The 22,392-nt window shown below is 38.3% G+C and carries 18 protein-coding genes and 1 pseudogene; 10 read left to right on the forward strand and 9 right to left on the reverse strand.

Features of this window, described 5'->3' with window-relative positions; translation table 11 throughout:
• A pseudogene (locus DSM106972_RS22880) lies at positions 1–201 on the forward strand (Uma2 family endonuclease); the annotation flags it as partial.
• A gap of 98 nt (positions 202–299) precedes the next feature.
• Here the strand turns inward: DSM106972_RS22880 and DSM106972_RS22885 are convergent.
• The 6 genes from DSM106972_RS22885 to DSM106972_RS22910 all read right to left on the reverse strand — a co-directional run bounded on the left by DSM106972_RS22885 (position 300) and on the right by DSM106972_RS22910 (position 9,370).
• Positions 300–4,748, reverse strand: a complete 4,449-nt coding sequence (locus tag DSM106972_RS22885; RefSeq protein WP_127082881.1) for an nSTAND1 domain-containing NTPase — start codon at positions 4,746–4,748, stop codon at positions 300–302.
• A gap of 232 nt (positions 4,749–4,980) precedes the next feature.
• Positions 4,981–5,295 carry a hypothetical protein gene (locus DSM106972_RS22890; protein ID WP_127082882.1) on the reverse strand — a complete coding sequence of 105 codons (315 nt, stop codon included), beginning with the start codon at positions 5,293–5,295 and terminating at the stop codon, positions 4,981–4,983.
• Between the two features lie 490 nt (positions 5,296–5,785).
• Positions 5,786–5,950: a hypothetical protein gene (locus DSM106972_RS52230; RefSeq protein WP_170213595.1), complete on the reverse strand. Its 165-nt coding sequence runs from the start codon at positions 5,948–5,950 to the stop codon at positions 5,786–5,788.
• Between the two features lie 7 nt (positions 5,951–5,957).
• The gene (petN, locus tag DSM106972_RS22900) at positions 5,958–6,047 is read right to left on the reverse strand and encodes a cytochrome b6-f complex subunit PetN (protein WP_010998401.1); all 90 of its coding nucleotides are present in this window, start codon (positions 6,045–6,047) and stop codon (positions 5,958–5,960) included.
• 144 nt (positions 6,048–6,191) lie between these two features.
• Positions 6,192–8,810, reverse strand: a complete 2,619-nt coding sequence (clpB, locus tag DSM106972_RS22905) for an ATP-dependent chaperone ClpB (RefSeq protein ID WP_127083051.1) — start codon at positions 8,808–8,810, stop codon at positions 6,192–6,194.
• Positions 8,811–9,163: 353 nt separating this feature from the next.
• On the reverse strand, positions 9,164–9,370 hold the full coding sequence (locus DSM106972_RS22910) for a hypothetical protein (RefSeq protein ID WP_186538809.1): 207 nt from the start codon (positions 9,368–9,370) through the stop codon (positions 9,164–9,166).
• A 257-nt stretch (positions 9,371–9,627) separates the two neighbouring features.
• Here DSM106972_RS22910 and DSM106972_RS22915 point away from each other — a divergent pair, with 257 nt between their 5' ends.
• The 4 genes from DSM106972_RS22915 (at position 9,628) to DSM106972_RS22930 (ending at position 16,175) form a co-directional block, all read left to right on the forward strand.
• On the forward strand, positions 9,628–10,263 hold the full coding sequence (locus DSM106972_RS22915; protein ID WP_127082884.1) for a sigma-70 RNA polymerase sigma factor region 4 domain-containing protein: 636 nt from the start codon (positions 9,628–9,630) through the stop codon (positions 10,261–10,263).
• A gap of 42 nt (positions 10,264–10,305) precedes the next feature.
• On the forward strand, positions 10,306–11,220 hold the full coding sequence (locus DSM106972_RS22920) for a DUF1822 family protein (protein ID WP_127082885.1): 915 nt from the start codon (positions 10,306–10,308) through the stop codon (positions 11,218–11,220).
• An 81-nt stretch (positions 11,221–11,301) separates the two neighbouring features.
• On the forward strand, positions 11,302–15,729 hold the full coding sequence (locus tag DSM106972_RS22925; RefSeq protein ID WP_127082886.1) for an nSTAND1 domain-containing NTPase: 4,428 nt from the start codon (positions 11,302–11,304) through the stop codon (positions 15,727–15,729).
• A 209-nt stretch (positions 15,730–15,938) separates the two neighbouring features.
• Positions 15,939–16,175, forward strand: a complete 237-nt coding sequence (locus tag DSM106972_RS22930; RefSeq protein WP_127082887.1) for a hypothetical protein — start codon at positions 15,939–15,941, stop codon at positions 16,173–16,175.
• Between the two features lie 190 nt (positions 16,176–16,365).
• Here DSM106972_RS22930 and DSM106972_RS22935 read toward each other — a convergent pair whose 3' ends face one another.
• The gene (locus DSM106972_RS22935) at positions 16,366–16,533 is read right to left on the reverse strand and encodes an NblA/ycf18 family protein (protein WP_127082888.1); all 168 of its coding nucleotides are present in this window, start codon (positions 16,531–16,533) and stop codon (positions 16,366–16,368) included.
• A 349-nt stretch (positions 16,534–16,882) separates the two neighbouring features.
• Here DSM106972_RS22935 and DSM106972_RS22940 point away from each other — a divergent pair, with 349 nt between their 5' ends.
• The 4 genes from DSM106972_RS22940 to DSM106972_RS22955 all read left to right on the forward strand — a co-directional run bounded on the left by DSM106972_RS22940 (position 16,883) and on the right by DSM106972_RS22955 (position 19,859).
• A complete protein-coding gene (locus DSM106972_RS22940) occupies positions 16,883–17,473 on the forward strand; it encodes a phycobiliprotein lyase (RefSeq protein ID WP_127082889.1) in 591 nt (196 codons plus the stop codon).
• Between the two features lie 44 nt (positions 17,474–17,517).
• Positions 17,518–18,078: a hypothetical protein gene (locus tag DSM106972_RS22945; protein ID WP_127082890.1), complete on the forward strand. Its 561-nt coding sequence runs from the start codon at positions 17,518–17,520 to the stop codon at positions 18,076–18,078.
• Positions 18,079–18,140: 62 nt separating this feature from the next.
• A complete protein-coding gene (locus DSM106972_RS22950; RefSeq protein WP_127082891.1) occupies positions 18,141–18,875 on the forward strand; it encodes a phycobilisome rod-core linker polypeptide in 735 nt (244 codons plus the stop codon).
• A 216-nt stretch (positions 18,876–19,091) separates the two neighbouring features.
• Positions 19,092–19,859 carry a phycobilisome rod-core linker polypeptide gene (locus tag DSM106972_RS22955; RefSeq protein WP_127082892.1) on the forward strand — a complete coding sequence of 256 codons (768 nt, stop codon included), beginning with the start codon at positions 19,092–19,094 and terminating at the stop codon, positions 19,857–19,859.
• A gap of 143 nt (positions 19,860–20,002) precedes the next feature.
• Here DSM106972_RS22955 and DSM106972_RS22960 read toward each other — a convergent pair whose 3' ends face one another.
• A complete protein-coding gene (locus DSM106972_RS22960) occupies positions 20,003–20,458 on the reverse strand; it encodes a cupin domain-containing protein (protein ID WP_127082893.1) in 456 nt (151 codons plus the stop codon).
• A 139-nt stretch (positions 20,459–20,597) separates the two neighbouring features.
• On the opposite strand from DSM106972_RS22960, the gene DSM106972_RS22965 reads away from it, so the two are divergent.
• The gene (locus DSM106972_RS22965; RefSeq protein WP_127082894.1) at positions 20,598–21,632 is read left to right on the forward strand and encodes a zinc-dependent alcohol dehydrogenase family protein; all 1,035 of its coding nucleotides are present in this window, start codon (positions 20,598–20,600) and stop codon (positions 21,630–21,632) included.
• Positions 21,633–21,745: 113 nt separating this feature from the next.
• Here the strand turns inward: DSM106972_RS22965 and DSM106972_RS22970 are convergent, their stop codons facing one another.
• Entirely contained in the window at positions 21,746–22,390 is a 645-nt protein-coding gene (locus tag DSM106972_RS22970) for an Imm5 family immunity protein (RefSeq protein WP_127082895.1), read from the reverse strand.
• Positions 22,391–22,392: the final 2 nt, after the last annotated feature.

Genomic DNA, 22,392 nt, shown 5'->3' on the forward strand with positions numbered 1-22,392 from the left:
GGGTTGTATTTGGGAGTTTATCAGGGACTAGTGCGATTTTTTACAGCAGATGGGCAGCTAGTTCCAACACCAGAAGAAAGTGCCGAGCAAGAAGCTCAACGAGCCGACCAACAAGCTCAACGGGCTGAACCACAAGCTCAACGGGCTGAACGATTGGCTGCTAAACTGCGTGAATTAAATATTGACCCAGATACAATTTAACGGGAAGGCGCCAAAGGAACCAAAATTTGGCGCCGTTGAAAAATGTGAACCGTGGTTCACATTTTTAATAATGATTCCCATTCTCATTAATTTAAGGCTTAATTTGGTGAAATTTCATGACAAAGGTGCTTATTGGTGCTATTTCTAAGATAGTCTCTCACTTGTAAACAACCTTTCTTTAATAGACTATTTAAATCCCAAGTTTGTGTTCCTGTGTCAAGATTCCAAAATCTCACAGTTGTATCATTGCTAGCTGAGGCAAGCTTTTTTCCATCATCGCTAAAGTCAGCACTCCAAACCCAGTCATCGTGTCCTTGAAAAATTTGTGTTCTTTTACCGTCTTGGTTCCAAAGTCTGACGGTATTATCAAAACTGGTGGAAGCAATTATATTGCCGTCTCGGTTATATTTTACACCGATAACTCTTTCCTGATGTTCCTGTAAACGCTTATTATCTTTAAGATATATTTGCTTGTTTTTGTTTGCTTGGCATAATGTGGTAATATCTATTTTCCAAATTCCAATAGTTTTATCATCACTAGCAGTCGCAATCTGAGTACCGTTGTGGCTAAAATCAATACCATTAACTTCATCGTCATGTCCTAAGAGAGTTGCACACAAAGTACCGTCCAGCTTCCAAATCTTAGCAGTATGGTCATCGCTTGCGGTAGCAATTAGGGTTCCATCAGGACTAAAAGTTACATCTACAACTCGGTCGCGATGTCCTTTAAAGGTTGTAATATTTTGACCATTTAAATTCCAAAGTTTAGCCGTTTTATCAGCGCTGGCAGTCGCAATCGTTTTGCTATCTGGACTAAAGCGCGCGTAAAATACTTCTCCTTTATGCCCTTGAAGAGTTACGATATTTTTGTAATTACTACTCGACCAAATTTTGGCAGTTTTATTTACGTTGGCTGTAGCTATATATTTACCATCTTTGCTAAAGCTAACACCATATACACCACCTGTGTTTTCATCAATGACTTTTATAAGGCGCCCGTCTTGAGTCCAGAGTTTTGCTGTTCCATCTTCACTACCAGTTGCGATGTAGGCATCATTAGGACTAAAGCTGACACTACGAACGGCACCATTATGTGCTTGAATTGGTAACAACCTGTCGTCAAGTTTCCATAATTTTATTGTGTTGTCGGCGCCTGCTGATGCCATTACTTTGTTTTTAGAATTAAAGCTGACACTGTTAATACGAGCATTATGCCCTTTAATAATTGTACGTAAATTGCCATCAAGGTTCCAAAGTCTGACCGTTTTATCCCAACTGGCAGTAGCAATTGTTTTGCCGTCTGGGTTGAAACTAACATCAAATACTCGGTCTGTTTGTCCTTTAAGAGTTGCAAGTTCTTTGCCTTCTAAATTCCATAATTTAGCTGTTTTATCCCAACTAGCGGTAGCAATAGTTTTGCCATATTTGCTGAAGCTGATGTGATGAATTTTATCAGTATGACCATTAAGAGTTTGAATTTGATTACCATCTAAATCTAAAAGTTTAACCTTGTTATCACTTGTACTAACCGCTATTATCTTATCTGTTGCACTAAAACTTACACTACTAACTACATCATTATCAGCCCATATAGTTTTTTTAGTTTGGCTGTTTAAGTTCCAAATTAGAGCTTGTTTACCACTAGCTGTAACTAATGTTTTACAGTCAGGACTAAAACTTACTTTAAGAACAGCGTCTTTATGATTTAATTTTTTACGTAAGCTGCCATCTATATTCCATACTTTCACTGTTTTATCTGCGCTTGCAGTGGCAAACATATTACCGTTAGTACAAAAACTAATGCTAAAAACTTTATCTTGATGATTTAATATTTTACGCGAACCATCCTCTAAATTCCAGAGTATGGCTTTTCCATCTAAACCAGCGGAAGCAATTATTTTACCATTGGGGCTAAAAGCAATATTATAAACCCAATTAGTATGTGCTTGTAGACGGTTGAGTTCTTTTTCACTATCAACTGCTAATTGTAACGTCTTTACAAATTGTTGCTTTAATTGTGAGTCTGTATTGATAATATATTTAAATTTTATCCCTACTTCTAAAACCGATATTAATGCATCTAATTTTTGATTTGCTAATAAAAGGTTTTCAGAAGAAATTACGATAGCTTTAATCTCATTTTTTTGTGCTTGTCGTCGTTGAACGTCTGTTTGCCACCATCCTATTGTCAATGCTCCTGTTAGAATAAAACTGGCGCCTATTCCACTAGCCAAAATTAATTTCTTTAAACGTCTTTTTTGTTTAAATTCTTTTTCCCTTAATCCTAAACTTGCTTTTATATACTCCTGCTCATTAACATTTAAATCCAAAGGGCGCCTTTGTAACCATCTTTCGGCATCAATTAAACGGTTGCCTCGTAATAATTCACTCTCATCATAATTATTTTTTTCCCATTGCTGCATTGTCGCTCGTAATTCAGAAAGCCAAATACGAAACTTACGGTCTTGTTTTATCCATTGGCGCAGGCGTTCCCATTCTCTAATTAAGGCTTCGTGTATAATTTCTACAGTTTCTTTTTGTGTTACTTCATCGCGTCCTGTTATTATTAAACGCTTAGAAGCAAGATGCATTACTAAATTCCAATTTTCTTCCCCTATTTCTGCACGCTTTGCCAAATATCGAATATCTTCTGTACCTACCCCAGGAAGCACTAACTGAACAAAAATTCGACGTGCTTGTTCAAGTTCTTCCAAATTGAGTTTATTATATACTTGTTCAGCATAACGAGCTAAAGCTGCTTCTATACCACCAATTTCATCATAAGCTACATGAGTTAAACGGTTGTCTATTTGCTTTTCCCATAGTTGAGTTAAGGCAAATTCTAATAACGGTAAATCACCTGCCTGACTACCTACGGCGCCTAAAATTCGCTCTGTTAATCCAGACTCTAGGGTTACATCAAGCAATTGTGCGGGTTTTTGCACTACAGCTTGTAACTCTTGATTATTCATCTGACTCAATTTCAAGTCGTTATGCTGCAAAGCATCAGCAAAAGGTCGATAAGAAAGAGCTTGGTTTAAAAAATCTGCCCTAAGAGCAATAATAAATGTTAAACTATGTCTTTCATTTATTAATGTTAATAAATTATCTATAAAAAGCTGACGCTCTTGTGTATTTTGGCATAAAGTATAAAGTTCCTCAAACTGGTCAATAACTATAAATACTTTTTCGGCGCCTTCTAAATGCTCTAATGATATATTAGTAAGAGCATGAAGTGGCTCTGAGCTAGGTCGAAATGTAATAATATGCGAGTTATTAATTTGACGTAAGCGTGGAATAAGACTAGCAAATATTACTGAGGATTTGCCGCTACCACTCGAACCAATAATTGCAACTAAGGGTTTACTTTGTACAGCTTCAAGTAGTTGATCTGTAAAAGTTTCTCGCCCAAAAAAGAACTGTGCATCTTCTTCTCGAAAAGCAAACAAACCACGATATGGACATTTATTAGTATGGCGCCGACCCAAGTCTTGCCAGTAATATGGTTGAGTAGCAGGATTTTGAAAAATTGCAGGCAACCAGCTAGCGCAAGGAAACTCATCTTCTAAAACAAGTAATTTCTCGCGCGTTTCTCGTTCAGCCATATATATAGACTTCCCACTAGCAAAAGCTGGGAGAAAGTAAGTGATAAACGCTTGTGCTACTTTATCCGGTACAGGCTCTCGCATCACAATGATTTGAGGGATATGTAGCTTTTGTAGCTCAAACGCTAATCCCATACCATCACAGGAGTTAAAAACAGCTAAAACTAAACCGTTATTAACGGCACTTCTCACACCATACTTTAGCCTTTCAATGCTTAAACTATCGGTTGGATTAATATAAATTTGACCACTACTACCCTCAGTCCTACTATGACCTGCGAAAAATAAGATGTCCCAAGCTTGTTCCCATAAAGAGTCATTAATTTCCTGACGCTGCGGTTCTACTAAAAATGTAGTTTCTACATCTGGTAAATTAGTTAGTATTTGTCTATCTTTTTCAAGATTAATACCCGTACTATTACCTAGAATTGCTAATACTCTAACTTTATCTCGAAATGTAGGCGTTTTTGCTCTTTGAGTTGTTTCAGAATCTAGCGTGCTTAAAGCTACCTCAACATGAATATTTTTTTCAACTAAATCCCATTGATGCCAAGGAAGTTGCAACAACGTCTGATTTGAAGTACGAATTAGTAAAAGAACCTCGTTGCTGACAACAAATTGTTGAAGACATTTGTCACGGATAGGACGAAAAAAATCTGAAAGTAGCCATTGATTCAATTGGTTACGTAATTCATTCGCTGCAACATTACATTCCAGGCGCCAATTACTTGCATGTTTTACTCCTTTAGGAATAATTCGGGAAGCGTATACACTATTGTATTCCGACTTCCAATTATGAAAAACCGTTGATAAAATCAAATTAATAGGCAAATTTCCGGTGATTTCTATATAATTAGTTTGATTATCTTGTTTAATCGTCAGCGTAGCTCTTACTCCAACTATTAAATCACCGTCTAGCTTCAGGTAAAGTTGCTTTCGCATTCTTGAGTTAATATTTAAACATTTTTTTAAACTTACTATTCATTATAGTGATTTATGATTGCACACCGCGCAAACCAACATAACTAAGGTTCCCATTTAGCAAGGTATCCTTCGCGGATACGTAGCACTGCTCCCGTCGTGGGTAGCTTAACCACGAATTGCAATGTAAAAAATATAACTGAATTGGTTGTAAACTCTTAAGATTTGAAAAGGTGAGAAGCGAGAAGCACAGCTATGGGTTATCTCTCTTACCAATTCCAATATCTAATAATTTAACTTTCACATCCTCCCAATTTTGTCCGCAGTAATAATACTTTTTGTCTTTAATATCAGCTAAATAGTAACCAGCCATTCCAGCATTAATTCGGAAAAGTTCTACTGACACTTCTTTTAAAGATAAGCCAAATGCAGCAAATAAGTCTTTTTGTTCTAACAACGGACAATTGAATAGGTTAACGAACGGTTCTCCCTTGAGAAAATGCCATTCACCACCACGACGATAAACTATTCTAATGTAGACCGGATATACTACGGTTGCTGTAGACATATTGAGTATGTTATTAAAGTAATACTGGTCGCCTCTATGGCTAATAAGAGGCGACTTCGTTTTAATTGTTGCGGTTGTCGTCTAGGTTTTCTGGTTCGTCTGCGATATCCTCAATATCATCTCTAACTACATCAGAGTTGACTATATAGGTTTCGCCGGACACCCCGTCTCTTTTTTCCCACAATCCTGTAATAAGGCGCAGAAAAATTTTGACTGGGTTAAAAAACCTTTTACGGCCATTACCATTTTGCTGGTTAGTCAGTAAAATACCTCCTTTTTACTCTCATAGTATGATGTGAAGGATAAACCTTCACATCAATCAGCATATAACAAATGCTGGTACAAATGCCCTAAATTTAATATATTTATTTTTCTTAAAATTTAAATTTATAAATTAATTACCTGGGTAGGAAAATATAATTTTGATGTTAAAAATACTAAGGGCACGATATTATCGTACCCTTACCAATGTTGGTTGATATGCGAGTTGTTATTTTCGCTTTGGGGCAGTAGAACGTCGTACTTCGCGGTTTTCTTGTTCAAAGCGACGACGGTCACGCCAGTCAGCTAAAGTTAAATAGCCAACACCACCTGTAACTGCAACAAGTAGTACTATGGCTGTTATTGTTAGAACGTTGAGAAATTGACTTTCCACAGTCCTCCTACAATCCGTTGCGACCCCAGACTACCATTGCAATAGACCAAGTAAAAACAACTAGCAGTGAAACCCAACCTAATGTCAAGATAGCCATAGTGATTCTTTTAAATTTGTCTACAACACGATTTTAACATTTATCATGTTTTACAATACTTTGCATAGCTTATAAATATCAACGGTTGGAACGGGCAAGGATGCCCATTCCACAATACAGGAGGATTTAATTTGCAGCTGGGTATTAGGTTGTTAATAACTCAGCAGGTAAGCGTTTGAATGCTAGACGCTCGTTTTCGATATCAACGAAAATTGTGTCTCCGTCGTTAAATTCACCGCGTAGAATAGCTTTGGCGATTTGTGTTTCTAGCTCACGTTGTATCGCGCGCTTTAATGGACGGGCGCCAAATACGGGGTCGTATCCGACTTCTGCCAAAAAGTCAAGTGCCACATCAGAGAGCTTGAGCGACATTTTGCGGTCTGCCAAGCGGTCGCGTAATCTTTCGACTTGCAATTGTACAATTTTGCGTAGTTCGCTTTTGTGCAGTGCGTGGAAGATAATTTGTTCGTCAACACGGTTTAAAAACTCTGGACGGAATGAGCTACGCATTGCTTCCATGACTCGATGACGCATTTCGTCGTAACGATTATCATCACCTGCAACATCGAGAATATACTGCGAACCAATGTTACTCGTCATTATAATGATGGCATTTTTGAAATCTACCGTATGACCTTGAGCATCGGTAACACGACCGTCGTCGAGTATTTGCAGGAAAATATTAAATACGTCTGGGTGTGCTTTTTCGATTTCGTCGAATAATACTACCGCATATGGACGGCGCCGAATTGCTTCGCTTAATTGTCCACCTTCATCGTAACCAACGTATCCTGGAGGGGCGCCAATTAATCGAGAAACTGCGTGTTTCTCCATATATTCGGACATATCAATGCGTACTAGCGCTTCTTCGGTGTCGAACATGTACGCTGCTAAAGCTTTCGCTAACTCGGTTTTACCTACACCTGTCGGCCCAAGGAAAATAAAGCTAGCGATAGGACGATTGGGGTCAGAAAGTCCGGCACGCGAACGTTGTATTGCATCTGCTACTGCGGTGACAGCTTCGTTTTGCCCTACAACACGGTCATGCAATTCGTCTTCTAGATGTAATAGCTTTTCTTTCTCAGATTCGACTAACTTGCTGATGGGTATACCTGTCCACTTAGAAATTACTTCAGCAATATCCGCTTCGGTAACTTCTTCACGTAACAACGACTTACCGCTACGTTGCGCTTGTGCTAGTTGAGTTTCGGTTTGTTCTAAACGGCGGTGCAAGTCGGTTAACTTACCATATTTTAATTCAGCCGCGCGGTTAAGGTCATAGTTACGTTCTGCTTGCTGAACTTCTAAATTTACCCTGTCGATTTCTTCTTTTACCGACTGGATTTTGGTAATAACGTCTTTTTCTGACTGCCATTGTGCGTTGAGAGTACTTTGTTCCTCTTTTAAATCAGCAAGTTCTTTCTCCAAACGTTCGAGACGCTCGCGCGAAGCTAAATCGCTTTCTTTTTGCAATGAGAGTTTTTCCATCTCTAACTGCAATATTTTCCGGTCGATTTCGTCGAGTTCTTCAGGTTTTGAAGTAATCTCCATTTTCAACCGTGCGGCAGCTTCGTCTACCAAGTCAATTGCTTTGTCGGGTAGAAAACGGTCGGAGATATATCTATTAGATAATGTCGCTGCTGCTACTAGTGAACTATCAGAAATACGTACCCCGTGGTGTACTTCGTAGCGTTCCTTCAATCCCCGCAAAATAGAGATAGTATCTTGAACACTAGGTTGGTCTACGTACACTTGTTGGAAGCGACGTTCTAATGCAGCATCTTTCTCTATATATTTACGATATTCATCCAAAGTAGTGGCGCCGATACAGCGTAACTCACCACGCGCTAACATTGGTTTAAGCAAGTTTCCCGCATCCATAGCACCTTGAGTGGCGCCTGCACCAACAACGGTATGAATTTCATCAATAAATAGAACTATGTTACCCTTAGAATCGGTAACTTCTTTTAATACAGCTTTGAGACGTTCTTCAAACTCACCTCGATACTTAGCACCCGCAATTAAGGCGCCCATATCTAAAGCTATTAATTGACGGTCTTTGAGCGACTGAGGAACATCACCCGCAACAATACGCTGTGCAAGTCCTTCTGCAATAGCAGTTTTACCTACACCAGGCTCACCAATTAGTACAGGATTATTCTTAGTACGACGTGAGAGAATTTGTATAGTGCGGCGAATTTCATCATCACGTCCAATCACTGGGTCAAGCTTACCATCACGCGCAGCTTCGGTAAGGTCACGCCCATATTTTTCCAGCGATTGATATTTACCTTCTGGGTTTTGGTCGGTCACTTTTTGGCTTCCTCGAACTTGTTTAATAGTATTCTTTAATTTGGCTTCATCCAAGCCGAATTCTTTAAATAAACCTTTGCCAAAGCGGTCATCCTTGGCATAAGCAAGTAATAAATGTTCAATAGAAATAAATTCGTCTTGGAGTTCCTTACGAAAACCGTCAGCACGGTCAAGCAGCGTATCTAAACTTCTTCCCAAGTATACAGAACTACTACTACCAGATACTTTAGGCTGACGCTGTACAAACTGTTCAGTTTTATCACGCAGCTTTGAAACATCAACACCAAGTTTAGTAAATACACTGCCAGCAAGTCCATCTTGCTCTAACAGCGCTTTCATTAGGTGTTCGCTTTCGATTTGCTGCTGCTGGTTTTGCTTCGCTATATCAGGGGTGTGGGCTATAGCTTCCCACGCTTTCTCCGTAAATTGGTTAGGGTTAGTTGGTTGCATAGGCTTATAATGTGAGAGACGACGAACTTTTAGGCTTGGCGCCGAGATATAAGGAAATCTAAGATTTATTTTTCTACTACCGTCATTGTAAATATAAGTGTACAAATCACTGGTTCGGTGTTCGCCCCTCCATATGGTAGAGTTACCGAAAAAAGACGCTTGGAGTGAGGCGCCATCGTAAATTCGCTTTCTTCGTAGGTTGGGTCTCGTTCCTTGACCCAACAGAAAAATGCAGGGTGTGCGGCTTAAATGAAGTACATAATCACGGGCAGGGATGCCCGTTCCACAAGAGTTTTACTAACTTAATTTGTGCCCTACTTGGTTGAAAATGCAATATTTAGCATATGTATGATTCACCGCAGTTTTAAATTGTCCATTGCTTTCCACAAGTTGCTTCGCCTTTTGTGTACAACTTTCCACTCTTGAAGTAACTTATTGTAATCCTCCGGCGCCAGTTCTAAAAGTGCAGCCATCCACTTAGCATGTTGTGTATAATCAGAACCTTGGGAGTCTTCCGGTTTGGGTATAAAGTTATGTAAATGTGTTTTCCAATAAGTCATCACCCTTTCCCACAAATAAGAGGGATATACATGCATATATAATATAAGGTCGAGGAACGAGACCCAACATAGAGTTTATTTTTCGTTGGGTTGCGCTGTCGTTCCACCCAACCTAAGTTGTGTTACGTTATGTAAATTTATTTAGGTTGTCATAAATTTTGCATAAAACATCGTTGCTTTCTTCGTAAACAACTTGGTAGTTGTAGGGATATTACCTAAAACTACCTTGAAGACGCTCGTTAGGAACGGAGGTTTCGATGTGTGAATTAGCTGAACAAATGCGGCAGTTGGCAATGGAAGCGCAAAATAACTCTTCTAATAGTGTGGCTAGACGTAAAGCGCTAAATAGTTTGGTTAAATTAATTCAAGGTTCTGGACTGTTGACTAGGCAACAAAGTTGGTCGCAGTTGCCAAACTTTGAGGAGATATATCAAGAGGCAGTTAATGATGCTTTAGTCAAGTTTTGTAAAGATATAGAGAAATACAGTCCTCAATATCCTGTGATGGCATGGGTAAATCATATATTTAGGTGGTGTTTTTTAGATGCGGTGAGTAGATATCGCGAACGTACACCAATATGTTCTTTTGATGAGGAAGCAGCAGAAGAGAGACTATTTAAAGATTTGCTGGAAGGGGAGGGGCAAAGTAAAGAAGATGCCAATTTATTTAGAGATTTTATTGAAAGTGACCCAGAAGGTATTTTGCGAGACTTACATATTAGAAGAGATAGAAATACCAATTTACAAAAAATTTTGATATTCCTTTGTGAGGGAAGAGAGTGGAAAGATATATCTACAAAATCAGGTCATCCTATTCCTACACTTTCAAGTTTTTATCAAAGAAGCATAAAAAAGCGTAATGTCGTTGAGTATTGTCGTAAATATTTACAGTAAACCATATTCAGTAATTAAATCAATGCAAACAGGGAATTCATTATGAACATAAGTACTCAACAAGATAGTTTTAAAGTCTTTTTATCTTATTCAGCACATGATGTTGCTAAAAAGCAAAGTCAAGGTATATCTAGTGCTGAAGCAACGAAAAAGGTTTATCTCAATTCTTTAGCTACCTATGCAGTAGAGTATTATCTAAATTGTATGAGCTTTGAAACTATTAAGGATCGAGATAGTAGTCAAAATCCTTGGATGCAAAGTTTCATTAATGCGGCAGATGTTGAAGTTAAGAATATTGGTAAGCTTGAATGTTTTCCTGTCCTTTCAACTACTAAGCAGTGTCAAATTCCCCAGGAAGTTGCTTCTGACCGTATAGGATATATATTCGTGCAAATAAATTCATCTTTAGACGAAGCACATATTATTGGATTTACACCTAATGTCACTGTTCAATCGGCGCCTACTATTACATTAAATCAATTACAATCAGTAGATAACTTACTAGAATATTTAACTCAGAAAGAACAAGCAGCGATTGTAAACATTAGTAAATGGATACAAGGATTGATTACAGAAGGTTGGCAAAATCTGGAAAATATATTAAATCCACAGCAGCTAGCTTTCGTCAGGAGTCGCCAATTTAGCATTACGCAAGCAAAAAAGATTGATTTGGGTTTACAACTAGATAGTACACCTATTGCATTAGTTGCACGAGTTGCTTCAGAAAATGAAGACACAATTAACATGACAATTCAAGCTTGTCCTTTAGAAAGTACATATTTACCTCAAGGATTAGAGTTAATTGTCAATGATGAAAATGGAGAAAGCGTTTTAAATGCAACTTCTAGAGAACATGATAACTGGGTCGAAGTTACACTGAGTGCCCAAGTCGGTGAAAAATTTAGTGTTGATATTTGTTTAGGAGAGTCAAAAGTCACACAAGAATTTATCGTGTAATCACGTGTAAATGTAGAGACGCGATTTATCGCGTCTCTACAATACACAAATTTTACAAAATATTTTAATATTAAACCATTTATGAAAAAACTAGTTGTTCTTAAATTTGACGGCGCCTTAAAATCGGGTTATCGAGTAAATTTAACAATTAGTAACGCTGGTGAAACACCAAATTTAATTATCAGCGCAAAATTACCATCAGCACTCGCTGTTATCGAACATTCTCAATCTTGGTGTGATACTTATCGCAGCTTTTATGGACAATCTCGTATTCGACCTCTAGGTACAAAAAATGTAAACATTGAAGCTCTTAATCAAGACTTTGCTCAAAAATCACAAGAGTTAATAACAAGTTTAAATAACTGGTTAGCATCAAATTCTTTTATTAAAGTTAAGGATTGTTTAGAAAAACTCAATATAGAAGATGAAGTTCGTGTAATTATTGCTACTAGTTGTCAAAAATTGCGTAAGCTGCCTTGGCATTTATGGGATGTCTTACAAAAATATCCTTATGTTGAAGTTGCTTTAAGCGCACCTGATGCTAAACGGGGAGAGCGTATTTATCGAGACAAAGCTAAAATTTTAGTTGTTCTTGGTGATAGTACAGATATAAATGTTGAAGCTGATAGACAACTTCTTCAAGAATATTGTAAAAACGGTGAAATAGTTTTACTCAAAGAACCATCGCGCGAAATCTTAATTAACCATCTACGTGATAATGCTGGATGGGACATGTTATTTTTTTCAGGACATTCTCGGACTGAAGGAACACAGGGACGTATATTCCTGAACAAACATGATAGCTTGACGATGGTAGAATTAAGAGGCGCCATGCAAATAGCCATCAACAAGCGATTACAAATAGCATTTTTTAATTCGTGTGATGGTTTAGGTATTGCTATAGAATTAGAACAATTAAATATACCACAAGTTATTGTTATGCGGGAACCTGTGCCAGATAAAGTAGCACAGGAATTTTTAAAATATTTTTTACATGAATTTACTGGTGGTCAGTCGCTATATCTCTCTATTAGAAAAGCGCGCGAATTCTTGTGTAACAACTATGATGTTACATTCCCCTGTGTTAGTTGGCTACCTGTAATTATCCAAAACCAATTAGAAACACCACCTACTTGGCAAAGTTTAGGAATAATTTCTTTATGTCCTTACCGAGGTTTAGAAATATTTCGAGAACAAGACGCAGAATTTTTCTTTGGACGAGAAGCTTTTGTTAAGGATTTGCTGGCAGATGTTAATCGTAAACCTTTTGTTGCCGTAGTCGGCGCCTCTGGTAGTGGAAAATCTTCTGTAGTATTTGCTGGCTTAATTCCTAAATTACGTGATAATAATCAAAACTGGCAGATAATTTCGTTTCGTCCCGGAAATAAGCCATTAGAGTCATTAGCTATGGCTTTAGAGCAGAGTAACAATAAGACTTTACTTATTATTGACCAATTTGAAGAAATATTCACGCTTTGCTCAAATGTCGAACAACGTAAAATCTTTATCGATAAATTGCTGCAAAAAGTAAATAATTCATCTACATTTACTTTATTAATTACTTTAAGGGCAGATTTTTTAGGTAAAGCGATATCTTACGAACCTTTGGGTAAAGCTTTGCAAAAATATCCTCCTTGTTTACTGGCGCCAATGAACCGTCATGAATTAGAAAATGCTATTATACAACCTGCGGTAAAGTATTGTGTAGAATTTGAATCTGGCTTAGTTAATAAGTTAATTGATGATGTTGGAGATGGGGAAGGTAGTTTACCTTTACAGCAGTTTGCTTTGACTCAACTGTGGCAAAAACAACGTCCAGGGTTATTAACACATCAAGCTTATCGAGAAATTGGTGGAGTCAGAGAAGCTATAGCTATTCATGCAGAAAATGTTTATAAACAGTTGAGTAAACATCAGCAAAAAATGGCGCCACGAGTATTTATTCAATTAGTTCAACCTGGAGAAGGTACCGAAGATACTCGACGTATAGCAACAAAACACGAAGTTGGAGAAGAAAATTGGGATTTAATACAATATTTAGCAAACGAAAGATTGATAGTAACAAATTTTAATAATATAAATCAAGAAGAGACAGTAGAAATTGTTCATGAAGCTTTAATTCGAGAATGGGGAACACTTCGTGATTGGATTCATGATAACCGCGAGTTTAGGATTTGGCAAGAAAGATTAAGGTTAGAAGTACAGGAATGGCACAAAAATGATTATGATTCTGGTAGGTTATTACAGGAAACTCCATTAAATGTTGCGTTAAACTGGTATAATTTGCGCGCATCAGAACTATCTGAGAAACAACAAAAGTTTATTGAAGCAAGTATATCTAAACAAAATAAAAAAGAAAGAGAACAAAAAATTAGACGTAGACTAACTATTTTTGCACTTGCTTTTGGCTTGTTAGCGGTGTCTATATTTGCTGGACTCAGTGAAATACGTAGGATAGATGCAGAAGTTGCAAGACTAAGTATAACCGCAGAACAGACCTTTGCCAAAAATGACCAAGAGGCAGCTTTAGCAGAAGCTATCAAAGCTGGAAAAAAATTAAAAGGTATTTGGCAACCTTGGATATCAGCAGGAACTCAAATATTAACTGTATCTACATTACAAGAGACAGTTTACAATTTACAAGTTAAAACTTTAAAAGGACATACAGATGCGGTTTTTGGAGTTAGCTTTCATCCTAATGGTAAAGTTCTTGCTTCCGCATCTAGCGATAAAACAATAAAAATCTGGGATGCAAAAACAGGTCAAGAGCTTCAAACTCTTAAAGGTCATATATCTAGCGTTACAGATGTTAGTTTTAGTCCTGATGGTAAAGTTCTTGCTTCTGCTTCTGGTCATGGAACAATAAAACTTTGGGATGTTAGAGATATTAAAGCAATTAGAATAATTAAAACCATTAAAGCACATTCATATGGCGCCGCTGTTTTTAGTATCAGTTTTAGTCCAGATAGTAAAATGCTTGCTTCTGCGTCAGCAGACGAAACAGTAAAACTTTGGGATATCAATACAAACAGGGAAATTCAAACCTTTACAGGTCATAAAAGTAATAATCCTAATAATGCTAATCAAGCGGTTTTCGGAGTCAGCTTTAGTCCAGATGGCAAAATGCTTGCTTCTGCATCTACTGACCAAACAATAAAACTTTGGGATATAAAAACTGGTAAAGAAATAAACCCCCCCCTAAAAGGACATACATCCCAAGTTTGGGGGGTTAGCTTTAGTCCAGACGGAAAAATGCTTGCTACCGCATCTTGGGATAGCAGTATTAAACTATGGAACGTTAAAACTGGTACAGAAATCTTACCTCTCTTAGCCCATAATGACTCAGTTTTTGGAGTTAGTTTTAGCCCAGATGGTAAAACCTTAGCTTCCACATCTTCATCTAAAGACACAACAGTAAAATTATGGGATATTAATACTGGTTCGGAAATTAAAACTTTTAAAGGACATACAGACTCAGTTATTGGTGTTAGCTTTAGCCCAGATGGTACAACTATAGCTTCTGCATCTGCCGATAGAACAGTAAAACTTTGGAATGTAAATACTAGCTCTGATATTAAAACTTTTAAAGAAAGCGCAAATAAGATAATAAGTGCTAGCTTAAGTCCAGATAGCAAAAATCTTGCTTTTACGTTAGATAACAATACCATAAAATTATGGGATATTCAAAATAATTCTGAAATTCAAACTTTAAATAAACATACAGATTTAGTTAATAGCGTAAGCTTTAGTTCCGATGGTAAAATGCTTGCTTCTGCATCTTGGGACAAGACAGTTAAATTATGGGACACCCTAACTGGTGAAGAACTTAAAACTTTTAAAGGACATACTGAGGCAGTTTTCGGCGCCAGTTTCAGCGCGGATGGCAAAATGCTTGCATCCGTATCTGAAGATAAAACTGTTAAACTTTGGGATATTAATACAGGCAAAGAGATTAAAAATTTTAATGGACATATATATAAAGTTATAAATGTTAGCTTTTCTCCAGACAGTAAAATGCTCGCTTCAGCATCAAGTGACAATACTGTGAAAATTTGGGATATTAATACGGGTAAAGAAATTTACACTTTAAAAGGACATACTTCTCACGTTTGGAATATCAGCTTTTCTCCAGACGGCAAAACTCTCGCTTCTACGTCTCGTGACCGGACTTTAAAATTATGGAATTTGAACACAGGTAAAGAAATTAAAACTCTTAAAGGACATACAAATTTAGTTTATGGCGCCAGTTTTAGCCCAGATGGTAGAACTCTTGTATCTGTATCTGGTGATAAAACCGTAAAACTCTGGGACATCAATACTGGTACTGAAATTAAAACTCTCAAAGGTCATAAAGGTGCAGTTATTGGCGCCCGCTTTAGTACAGATGGTCAAACTCTTTTTTCTGTGTCGAAAGATAATACCGTAATTTCGTGGAATCTCAATTTAGATGATTTATTAGAACGGGGATGTAGCTTAGTAAAATGTAGCTTTGGTGAAACCCAACATTAAAAAAGAATTTACTAGTTGCATAAAAACACTCAACTAACAGCGTATTTATAAATGAAGGTTGCAAATGACACCGTTACACATATCAGTGTCTCCAACAGCCTAAATATTTCTCATGTTTATGCAACATAAATTTTCGCTTGCAAAGATGTTATCTCTTCATCTTTACAAGGTGTTTTGCATGTTTTTACAACTTTAAATAATTTACCAGTATGAACTTGAAAGCGACATTACTCGGCGCCTTTTTTATTGGCACCACTATCTCTGCTGTCATTGTAGCGGCACCTACACGTGCAAACATGGGTACTACATATTTGATTGAAACTTCAACGTCACAAAAACTTTGGCAAATCTTTACTTCTGGAAAATGCCCAACTACTCGTCAACCGCGTAGACGAACTAATATATCGAGAGCAAGAAATAATTCCTGCCCAAAAATTTCACGATAATTTTACCGAAATATTGAGTCCGGGGAAGTTAAACCACCTCCAGCCAGACTTATGTATAACTATTTAGCTATAATTAATTCTGTTGGGGTTTTACACTCCTGTGCTATTTACAAGGTTTTCCTTTTCAAACCTCTTCCTAATTTACTCTGCCTTTTCATATGGAATCAAATGCACTCGCTTGTCTAGTAAATTAGGCTTGCTTGAAAAGTTGCTTAACTAGGTTATCTTTCACCATCATTTGACGTAACACTTCCATCAAAAACTCTTGAGCTTCTTGCTGCGAGAGTGTTTGAACCTGGTCTTTCAGCGTTTGTAAGCGAAATTGTTGTTCTAAGGTCAATTCATTGGGGAAGTTCATTTATTCACTCCTAGTAAATGACTGAATCACTAACATATAGTAGTAATGTACTTACTACTATGGTTTTTGTTACTTTACATTAGTTTAACATCTACAAAGTAATTTTGTCTACTTTGTCAAGCGTTAATTAATTAAGGCAAAGAAAGTTTACAATTGAGCAACGATGTAACAGGTCAGTAAGAAACAGGCGCCGCTTGCAGCAATCAACACTTTAGCTGGTGGGGTAATCAACCAAGGATAGGAGTTGAAAGCTGATTGTAAACAGCTGTAATGTTAAGTAATAAGGTTAAGAACAAACAAAAGTTAACACATCAGTCTCAAGAATTAGACAATAGGAGTCAAAAGTTAGATGGATGCATTAGAGTTTTTCCGGTCAAGTGCGGGCAAGTGGAAATCTTCGCGGGTGACACACCACCTTGCGTTTAAGCGTTCCGAGACAGGAGAATCTGAAATTTTGGTGGAAACGTTGGAAGCTGACGACCCTGAAATTATTGAGTTGTGCAAAATGCACGATATTGACCCCAATTTATCAATTGGTGGTTCGCGTGTGCGTTGGTTAGGCACAATGGCATGGGATAGAGAAGGGGAAGAAAACCACGAAGGTAAAACAGTATTTGCAATTGTGCCAGATGCAGATAATCCTCGCAAGGGTAGATTGTTACGCGAGCGTGGTTATGCAGAAATTATGCCTGTGGTCGGTCAGTTCCATATGGATGAAGAAGACGGTTTAGTATTAACTACCGATTATGAGACTATGAGTTCCATAGAACGGTTCTGGTTCTCAGGTGGTAATATGCGGATGCGTACTAGTACTGTAAAACGTTTTGGTGGTTTTAGTACTGCTTCGTATTGCGTTGAAAGTCGTATTAATGCTGAGGGTGAAACATCTACATCAGATAATAATACGGCGCCACAATTTGCTTCAGTATTAGGTTGGTAAAGCGTTAAGGGGAAAGTGTTTATTTTCCCCTTCTCATTGGCATAATGATTAATTCTCGTTCAAGTGATACTTATATTCGTGGTTTTGAGTACCTGCAAATGGTGCGGGGTTTTGCGCTGGAGTCACGAATGGTTGATGTAATGGAAAACTTGCGCGATAGTACTATAATTTGTAATTGGATTGGTCAAAATATCGACTCAGTTAATGCTCAATTAAGTACTTATTTACAAGCTTGTCACGAATGTTTTTATCCTGAAGAGCGTCGTAATATTCAAATTTTTGGAGTTCCTTTAGCGCAGTCTTTGGGTATAGATGGAATGTGTAATATTTGGATGGCGCCCATAACTATTTTAATTGATGTTGGTAGAATGGCGCCAGAAGATTGGTTGGGTCTTGTGGCACATGAATATGCTCATGCACATGTAGCAAGTGTCGGACACAATCAGGAATTTGCGAACGTTTTATTTCATTTGTGTTTAGGTTTAGGGTTTCCTTTACCTATATGGGAAACGGAAACGATGGAGAAAAACTTACGAAGTTGGCCTTACTGTCGGTCGATGACTGACCCATTAGCATTTTGGCGTGGTGAAATTGTTATTGATTAACAGCAAATAGTAATTATGTTGGTGTTAAGTGAAGAATGAGCGCTACATGGAGAACGTTTTACATGTCACTTCCATTATTGACTTATTCACCCTCTTCACAAAATCAGCGTGTTTCTGGGTATGAAATTCCTGGTGATGAACAGCCAAGAATTTTTACAACCGATAACTTACTGACTGCATCTGATATGGATACGTTGATATTAGCAGCGTATCGGCAGATATTTAACGAGCAGCAAATGCTTGCTTATAACCGTCAAACGTTTTTAGAATCACAGCTTAAAGCTGGTCAAATTACTGTCAGAGATTTTATACGGGGACTTGCGATATCTGATACTTTTAAAAGACGTAATTACGATAGCAACAGTAATTATCGTTTTGTGCAAATGTGTATTCAGCGTATTCTGGGACGCGAAGTTTACAATGAGCGCGAAAAATTAGCATGGTCAACTGTGCTAGCAACCAAAGGTCTTAAAGGTTTTATCGATGATTTGCTATCGAGTGAAGAGTATTTAACCAACTTCGGTTATAATATTGTGCCATTTCAACGGCGCCGCATTTTACCGCAGCATAGTATTGGCGAACTTCCATTCGCGCGTATGGCCCGTTATGATAAGCATTATCGAGAAACGCAACCGAGCGGTCATATTTACCGATTCTACGATACGGTTAAGCCGTTTAATTTGGCGACCTTCTTGCGAGAAGCAGATTTTAGAGCCGTTGGTGGTGTTGTGGCAATTTTTGTAGCGGTTATTGTGCTTACGTTGTTGATTGGGTATGGATTAGACCCTGTGCGGTAGTTTGGTTTGTCGCGTACTAAGCACTTTAGTGTTTAAGAATAAAGCACTGAAGTGCTTATTACGAATGCAGTCCTCCTCCTCCTCTCCCCCCACGAATGAACCTCTTCCCCGTGAAGTTTCGTTAATTTTTATATTAATTATGAGATTAAGCTACACTTACTCCTTTAAGATATTTTTTGAACTTGTTAATTTTAGTTAACCTCACGGAGTGTAGTTGTGGCATTACCTCTACTAGATTACGCACCAAAGAGCCAAAACCAACGTGTTGAAGGCTACGAGGTAGGAAATGACGATAAGCCAAGGATTTTCTCCACGGATAACTTATTGTCTTCGAGCGATATGGATAATCTGATTGAGGCAGCGTACCGTCAGATGTTCTTCCATGCGTTTGCAGCAGACCGCGAAAGATACCTCGAATCTCAACTCCGCAACGGACAAATTACCGTGCGCGACTTTATTCGTGGACTAGTACTTTCAGATAGATACAGAAGAAGCTTCTACGACCTCAACAGCAATTACCGCTTTGTTGAGCAAACTGTACAACGTGTACTTGGACGCGATGTATATAGCGAGCGTGAAAAAATCGCTTGGTCAATTGTAGTCGCAACCAAAGGTATTCGCGGTTTTGTTGACCAACTGCTCGATAGCGAAGAATATTTAGATAACTTTGGCTATTCAACAGTTCCTTACCAACGTCGTCGTAACTTACCTGGACGTGCAGAAGGTGAACTACCTTTTAACATCAAGTCCCCACGTTACGAAGACTATACCCGCGCTAAACTTGGTTTCCCTCAAATTATCTGGCAAACCGAAGTACGTCGCTATGTACCTCAAGAGAAGAAAGCAAAAGCTGGCGACCCAGCAAACTTCTTAGCTATGGCACAAAGCTACGGTCAAATTGGCAACACCCCACAACGCTTGTCACCTTTCAACGTTGACTTTCAAAAAGATGTTCCTTACCGTCAAAAATCTGGCGTAAGATAACACACGCGCGTTAAATAACATTTAATATCTCACAATTGGTCATTAGTCATTAGTCAAGAATCAAGAGTTAAGAGTTGTACTTGAACTTTTAGCTTTCGGTTTAGGGCTTAAGACTAATGACCTTGGTTTTTGAAATAACTATATTAATATTCGCTACCATCTTTATGCGAAAAAATCCAACCGTTTTCACTAGACGAAGCAATTAAGTCATCATCAGGATAATCTACTTCATCATTGGGAGTTCTATCACCAACTTCTAAATAAATTACTACTTGACTCGATTTATTTATTAAGTGGTGTCCATCCGCTTTACCTGCGGGGAAACCTGCCATCATTCCGGGTGTTAATATTTGCTCTCCTGCATTTGTTATCAACGTAATTTCACCTTCAACCACATATATAAATTCATCTTGTTTACTATGCCAATGCCGGAGTGCCGAACAACTTCCCGGCGCCAGCTTAACTAAATTCACACCAAAATTTTTGATTAGAGCTGCATTTCCTACAGCTTGTTTTATACGTCCTGCTACCCGCTGTTTAAATTCTTCGGGGTAAGTTGAAGTTGTTCTTTGAGGAATATTTTCAGGGTTAATAATCATGGTTTAATTAATTATAAGTTCAACATCAGTTGCATTGTTACATTTTTGGTAGTGAAATCTCACTCTATAGATATATATCACCCAGTTGAAGGAATACTAATATTTTGAACAATCATCAACATTTTTCAAGGTGCGTGCAATGCGAGCTACAGTTTACCATGCTCCAGGTGATGTTCGAGTCGAGAACGTTCCAGACCCAGTAATTAAAAACCCAACTGATGCAATAGTACGAATTACCCATGCTTGTATCTGTGGTTCTGATTTATGGTTTTATCGTGGCTTAGATAATTGGAAACCTGGCTGGCGTACTGGTCACGAGTGGATGGGCATTGTTGAAGAAGTCGGTTCTGAAGTTCGTAACCTGAAAAAAGGTGATAGAGTTTTGGCGCCGTTTGCTTTTTCTGATGGTACTTGCGAATTTTGCAGTAAAGGTTTACAAACTTCTTGTTTTGAAGGCGGTTTTTGGGGTGGACAAAATGATGGTGGACAAGCTGAAGCTGTACGGGCGCCGTTTGCCGATGGTACTCTTGTAGCTATACCTCAAGAAGTAGAAGGTGATGAAAAGCTACTTAAAGCAATATTACCGCTTACTGATGTAATGTCTACAGGTCATCACGCAGCAGTTTCTGCAGGAGTACAAAAAGGTAAAACAGCAGCAGTTGTTGGTGATGGCGCCGTGGGGTTATGTGGTGTACTTGCTGCAAAGCGCTTAGGTGCAGAGCGAATTATTATATTAGGGCGCCACGAAAAACGTCTTGCAATTGCCCGACAATTTGGTGCTACTGATGTAGTCACAAGCAGAGACGAGCAAGCAGTCCAAGAAGTAATTGAAATGACCAAAGGTGGCGCCGAGTCAGTATTAGAATGTGTCGGTACTGAGTCATCAATGGACACAGCAATAAAAATCACTCGTCCAGGTGGCGCCGTTGGTTTCGTAGGAGTTCCTCACGGCAGGGGGTCAATAAATTTGAGCAGAATGTTCATGTCTAATATCGCTTTACACGGTGGAGTGGCGCCTGCACGTGCATACATTCCCGAATTATTAAAAGATACAGTAGCAGGTAAACTAGACTCTTCAGCAGTATTAGATGTAACAGTTGACCTAAACGGTGTTCCCTCTGGGTATGCCGCAATGGATAACAGAGAAGCAATAAAAGTCATGGTACAACCATAATCAATTGTGGAATTAATTGTGGAATGGGCATCAATTGTGGAATGGGCATCCTTGCCCGTTCTAATATTGAGGCAGGCATCTTGCCCACCCCATAAGAAAATGTAAGAGATTTTTTACTTACAAGTCTTTAAAACCAAATCAACATTTGAGTCATCTTCGACAGCAGACCAAGCAGCAGGAACAGCTTGTGTTAACCACCAGTTCCAAAATTCTAACCGTTTAATAGGGTTCTGTTCTCCAGATACAGTTTTCCACACTGCTCCATCCGCATATGCACAAGCAGCAAAGAAACTACTATCGTTACCTTCAGTATCTTCGTTATCTGTCAAATTAAAATCAATATCGTCTGGGTCAAAGGTCTCATCATCAATAGCTGTATCAAGCGCCGCGACCGCAGCACACCCAACAGTAAAAACCATACCATGACCGCCATATCCCAATTGTTGCATTTCCCTCCACAGGCGCTCGCTCTCATTTTCCGCAACTTCTACACTAATAGTCCCAGCGAGTGTCTTTTCTGCAAGATTAAGAATATATCCGGGTCTATCATCGTAGGGAAATTTTTTATTCCAGATAGGAAGTACGTGACGGACTGTCTTTAAAGCTAGCATGGCACGGCGCCTGTGACCATATTCATCATCCCCAAAAGCAGCCCAGATAGCATGACGATAGCCAAGATTTAAATCGTGTGATGGATGTACACGTACTGATGAAAGCGCACTTAAAATTAATTCTTGTAACTTTGAAGGAATATCCATAT

The sequence above is a fragment of the Dulcicalothrix desertica PCC 7102 genome, from assembly GCF_003991905.1.
GTDB lineage: Bacteria > Cyanobacteriota > Cyanobacteriia > Cyanobacteriales > Nostocaceae > Dulcicalothrix > Dulcicalothrix desertica.

Excerpts from the sequence above, each read along its gene's own strand:
- DSM106972_RS22960 (WP_127082893.1), bottom strand. The coding sequence starts at position 20,458 with ATGATTATTAACCCTGAAAATATTCCTCAAAGAACAACTTCAACTTAC.
- DSM106972_RS22885 (WP_127082881.1), bottom strand. The coding sequence starts at position 4,748 with ATGCGAAAGCAACTTTACCTGAAGCTAGACGGTGATTTAATAGTTGGA.
- DSM106972_RS22945 (WP_127082890.1), top strand. The coding sequence starts at position 17,518 with ATGATTAATTCTCGTTCAAGTGATACTTATATTCGTGGTTTTGAGTAC.
- DSM106972_RS22930 (WP_127082887.1), top strand. The coding sequence starts at position 15,939 with ATGAACTTGAAAGCGACATTACTCGGCGCCTTTTTTATTGGCACCACT.
- DSM106972_RS22935 (WP_127082888.1), bottom strand. The coding sequence starts at position 16,533 with ATGAACTTCCCCAATGAATTGACCTTAGAACAACAATTTCGCTTACAA.
- DSM106972_RS22950 (WP_127082891.1), top strand. The coding sequence starts at position 18,141 with ATGTCACTTCCATTATTGACTTATTCACCCTCTTCACAAAATCAGCGT.
- DSM106972_RS22915 (WP_127082884.1), top strand. The coding sequence starts at position 9,628 with ATGTGTGAATTAGCTGAACAAATGCGGCAGTTGGCAATGGAAGCGCAA.
- petN (WP_010998401.1), bottom strand. The coding sequence starts at position 6,047 with ATGGCTATCTTGACATTAGGTTGGGTTTCACTGCTAGTTGTTTTTACT.
- DSM106972_RS22925 (WP_127082886.1), top strand. The coding sequence starts at position 11,302 with ATGAAAAAACTAGTTGTTCTTAAATTTGACGGCGCCTTAAAATCGGGT.
- DSM106972_RS22910 (WP_186538809.1), bottom strand. The coding sequence starts at position 9,370 with ATGACTTATTGGAAAACACATTTACATAACTTTATACCCAAACCGGAA.
- DSM106972_RS22890 (WP_127082882.1), bottom strand. The coding sequence starts at position 5,295 with ATGTCTACAGCAACCGTAGTATATCCGGTCTACATTAGAATAGTTTAT.
- DSM106972_RS22970 (WP_127082895.1), bottom strand. The coding sequence starts at position 22,390 with ATGGATATTCCTTCAAAGTTACAAGAATTAATTTTAAGTGCGCTTTCA.
- clpB (WP_127083051.1), bottom strand. The coding sequence starts at position 8,810 with ATGCAACCAACTAACCCTAACCAATTTACGGAGAAAGCGTGGGAAGCT.
- DSM106972_RS22965 (WP_127082894.1), top strand. The coding sequence starts at position 20,598 with ATGCGAGCTACAGTTTACCATGCTCCAGGTGATGTTCGAGTCGAGAAC.
- DSM106972_RS22920 (WP_127082885.1), top strand. The coding sequence starts at position 10,306 with ATGAACATAAGTACTCAACAAGATAGTTTTAAAGTCTTTTTATCTTAT.
- DSM106972_RS22940 (WP_127082889.1), top strand. The coding sequence starts at position 16,883 with ATGGATGCATTAGAGTTTTTCCGGTCAAGTGCGGGCAAGTGGAAATCT.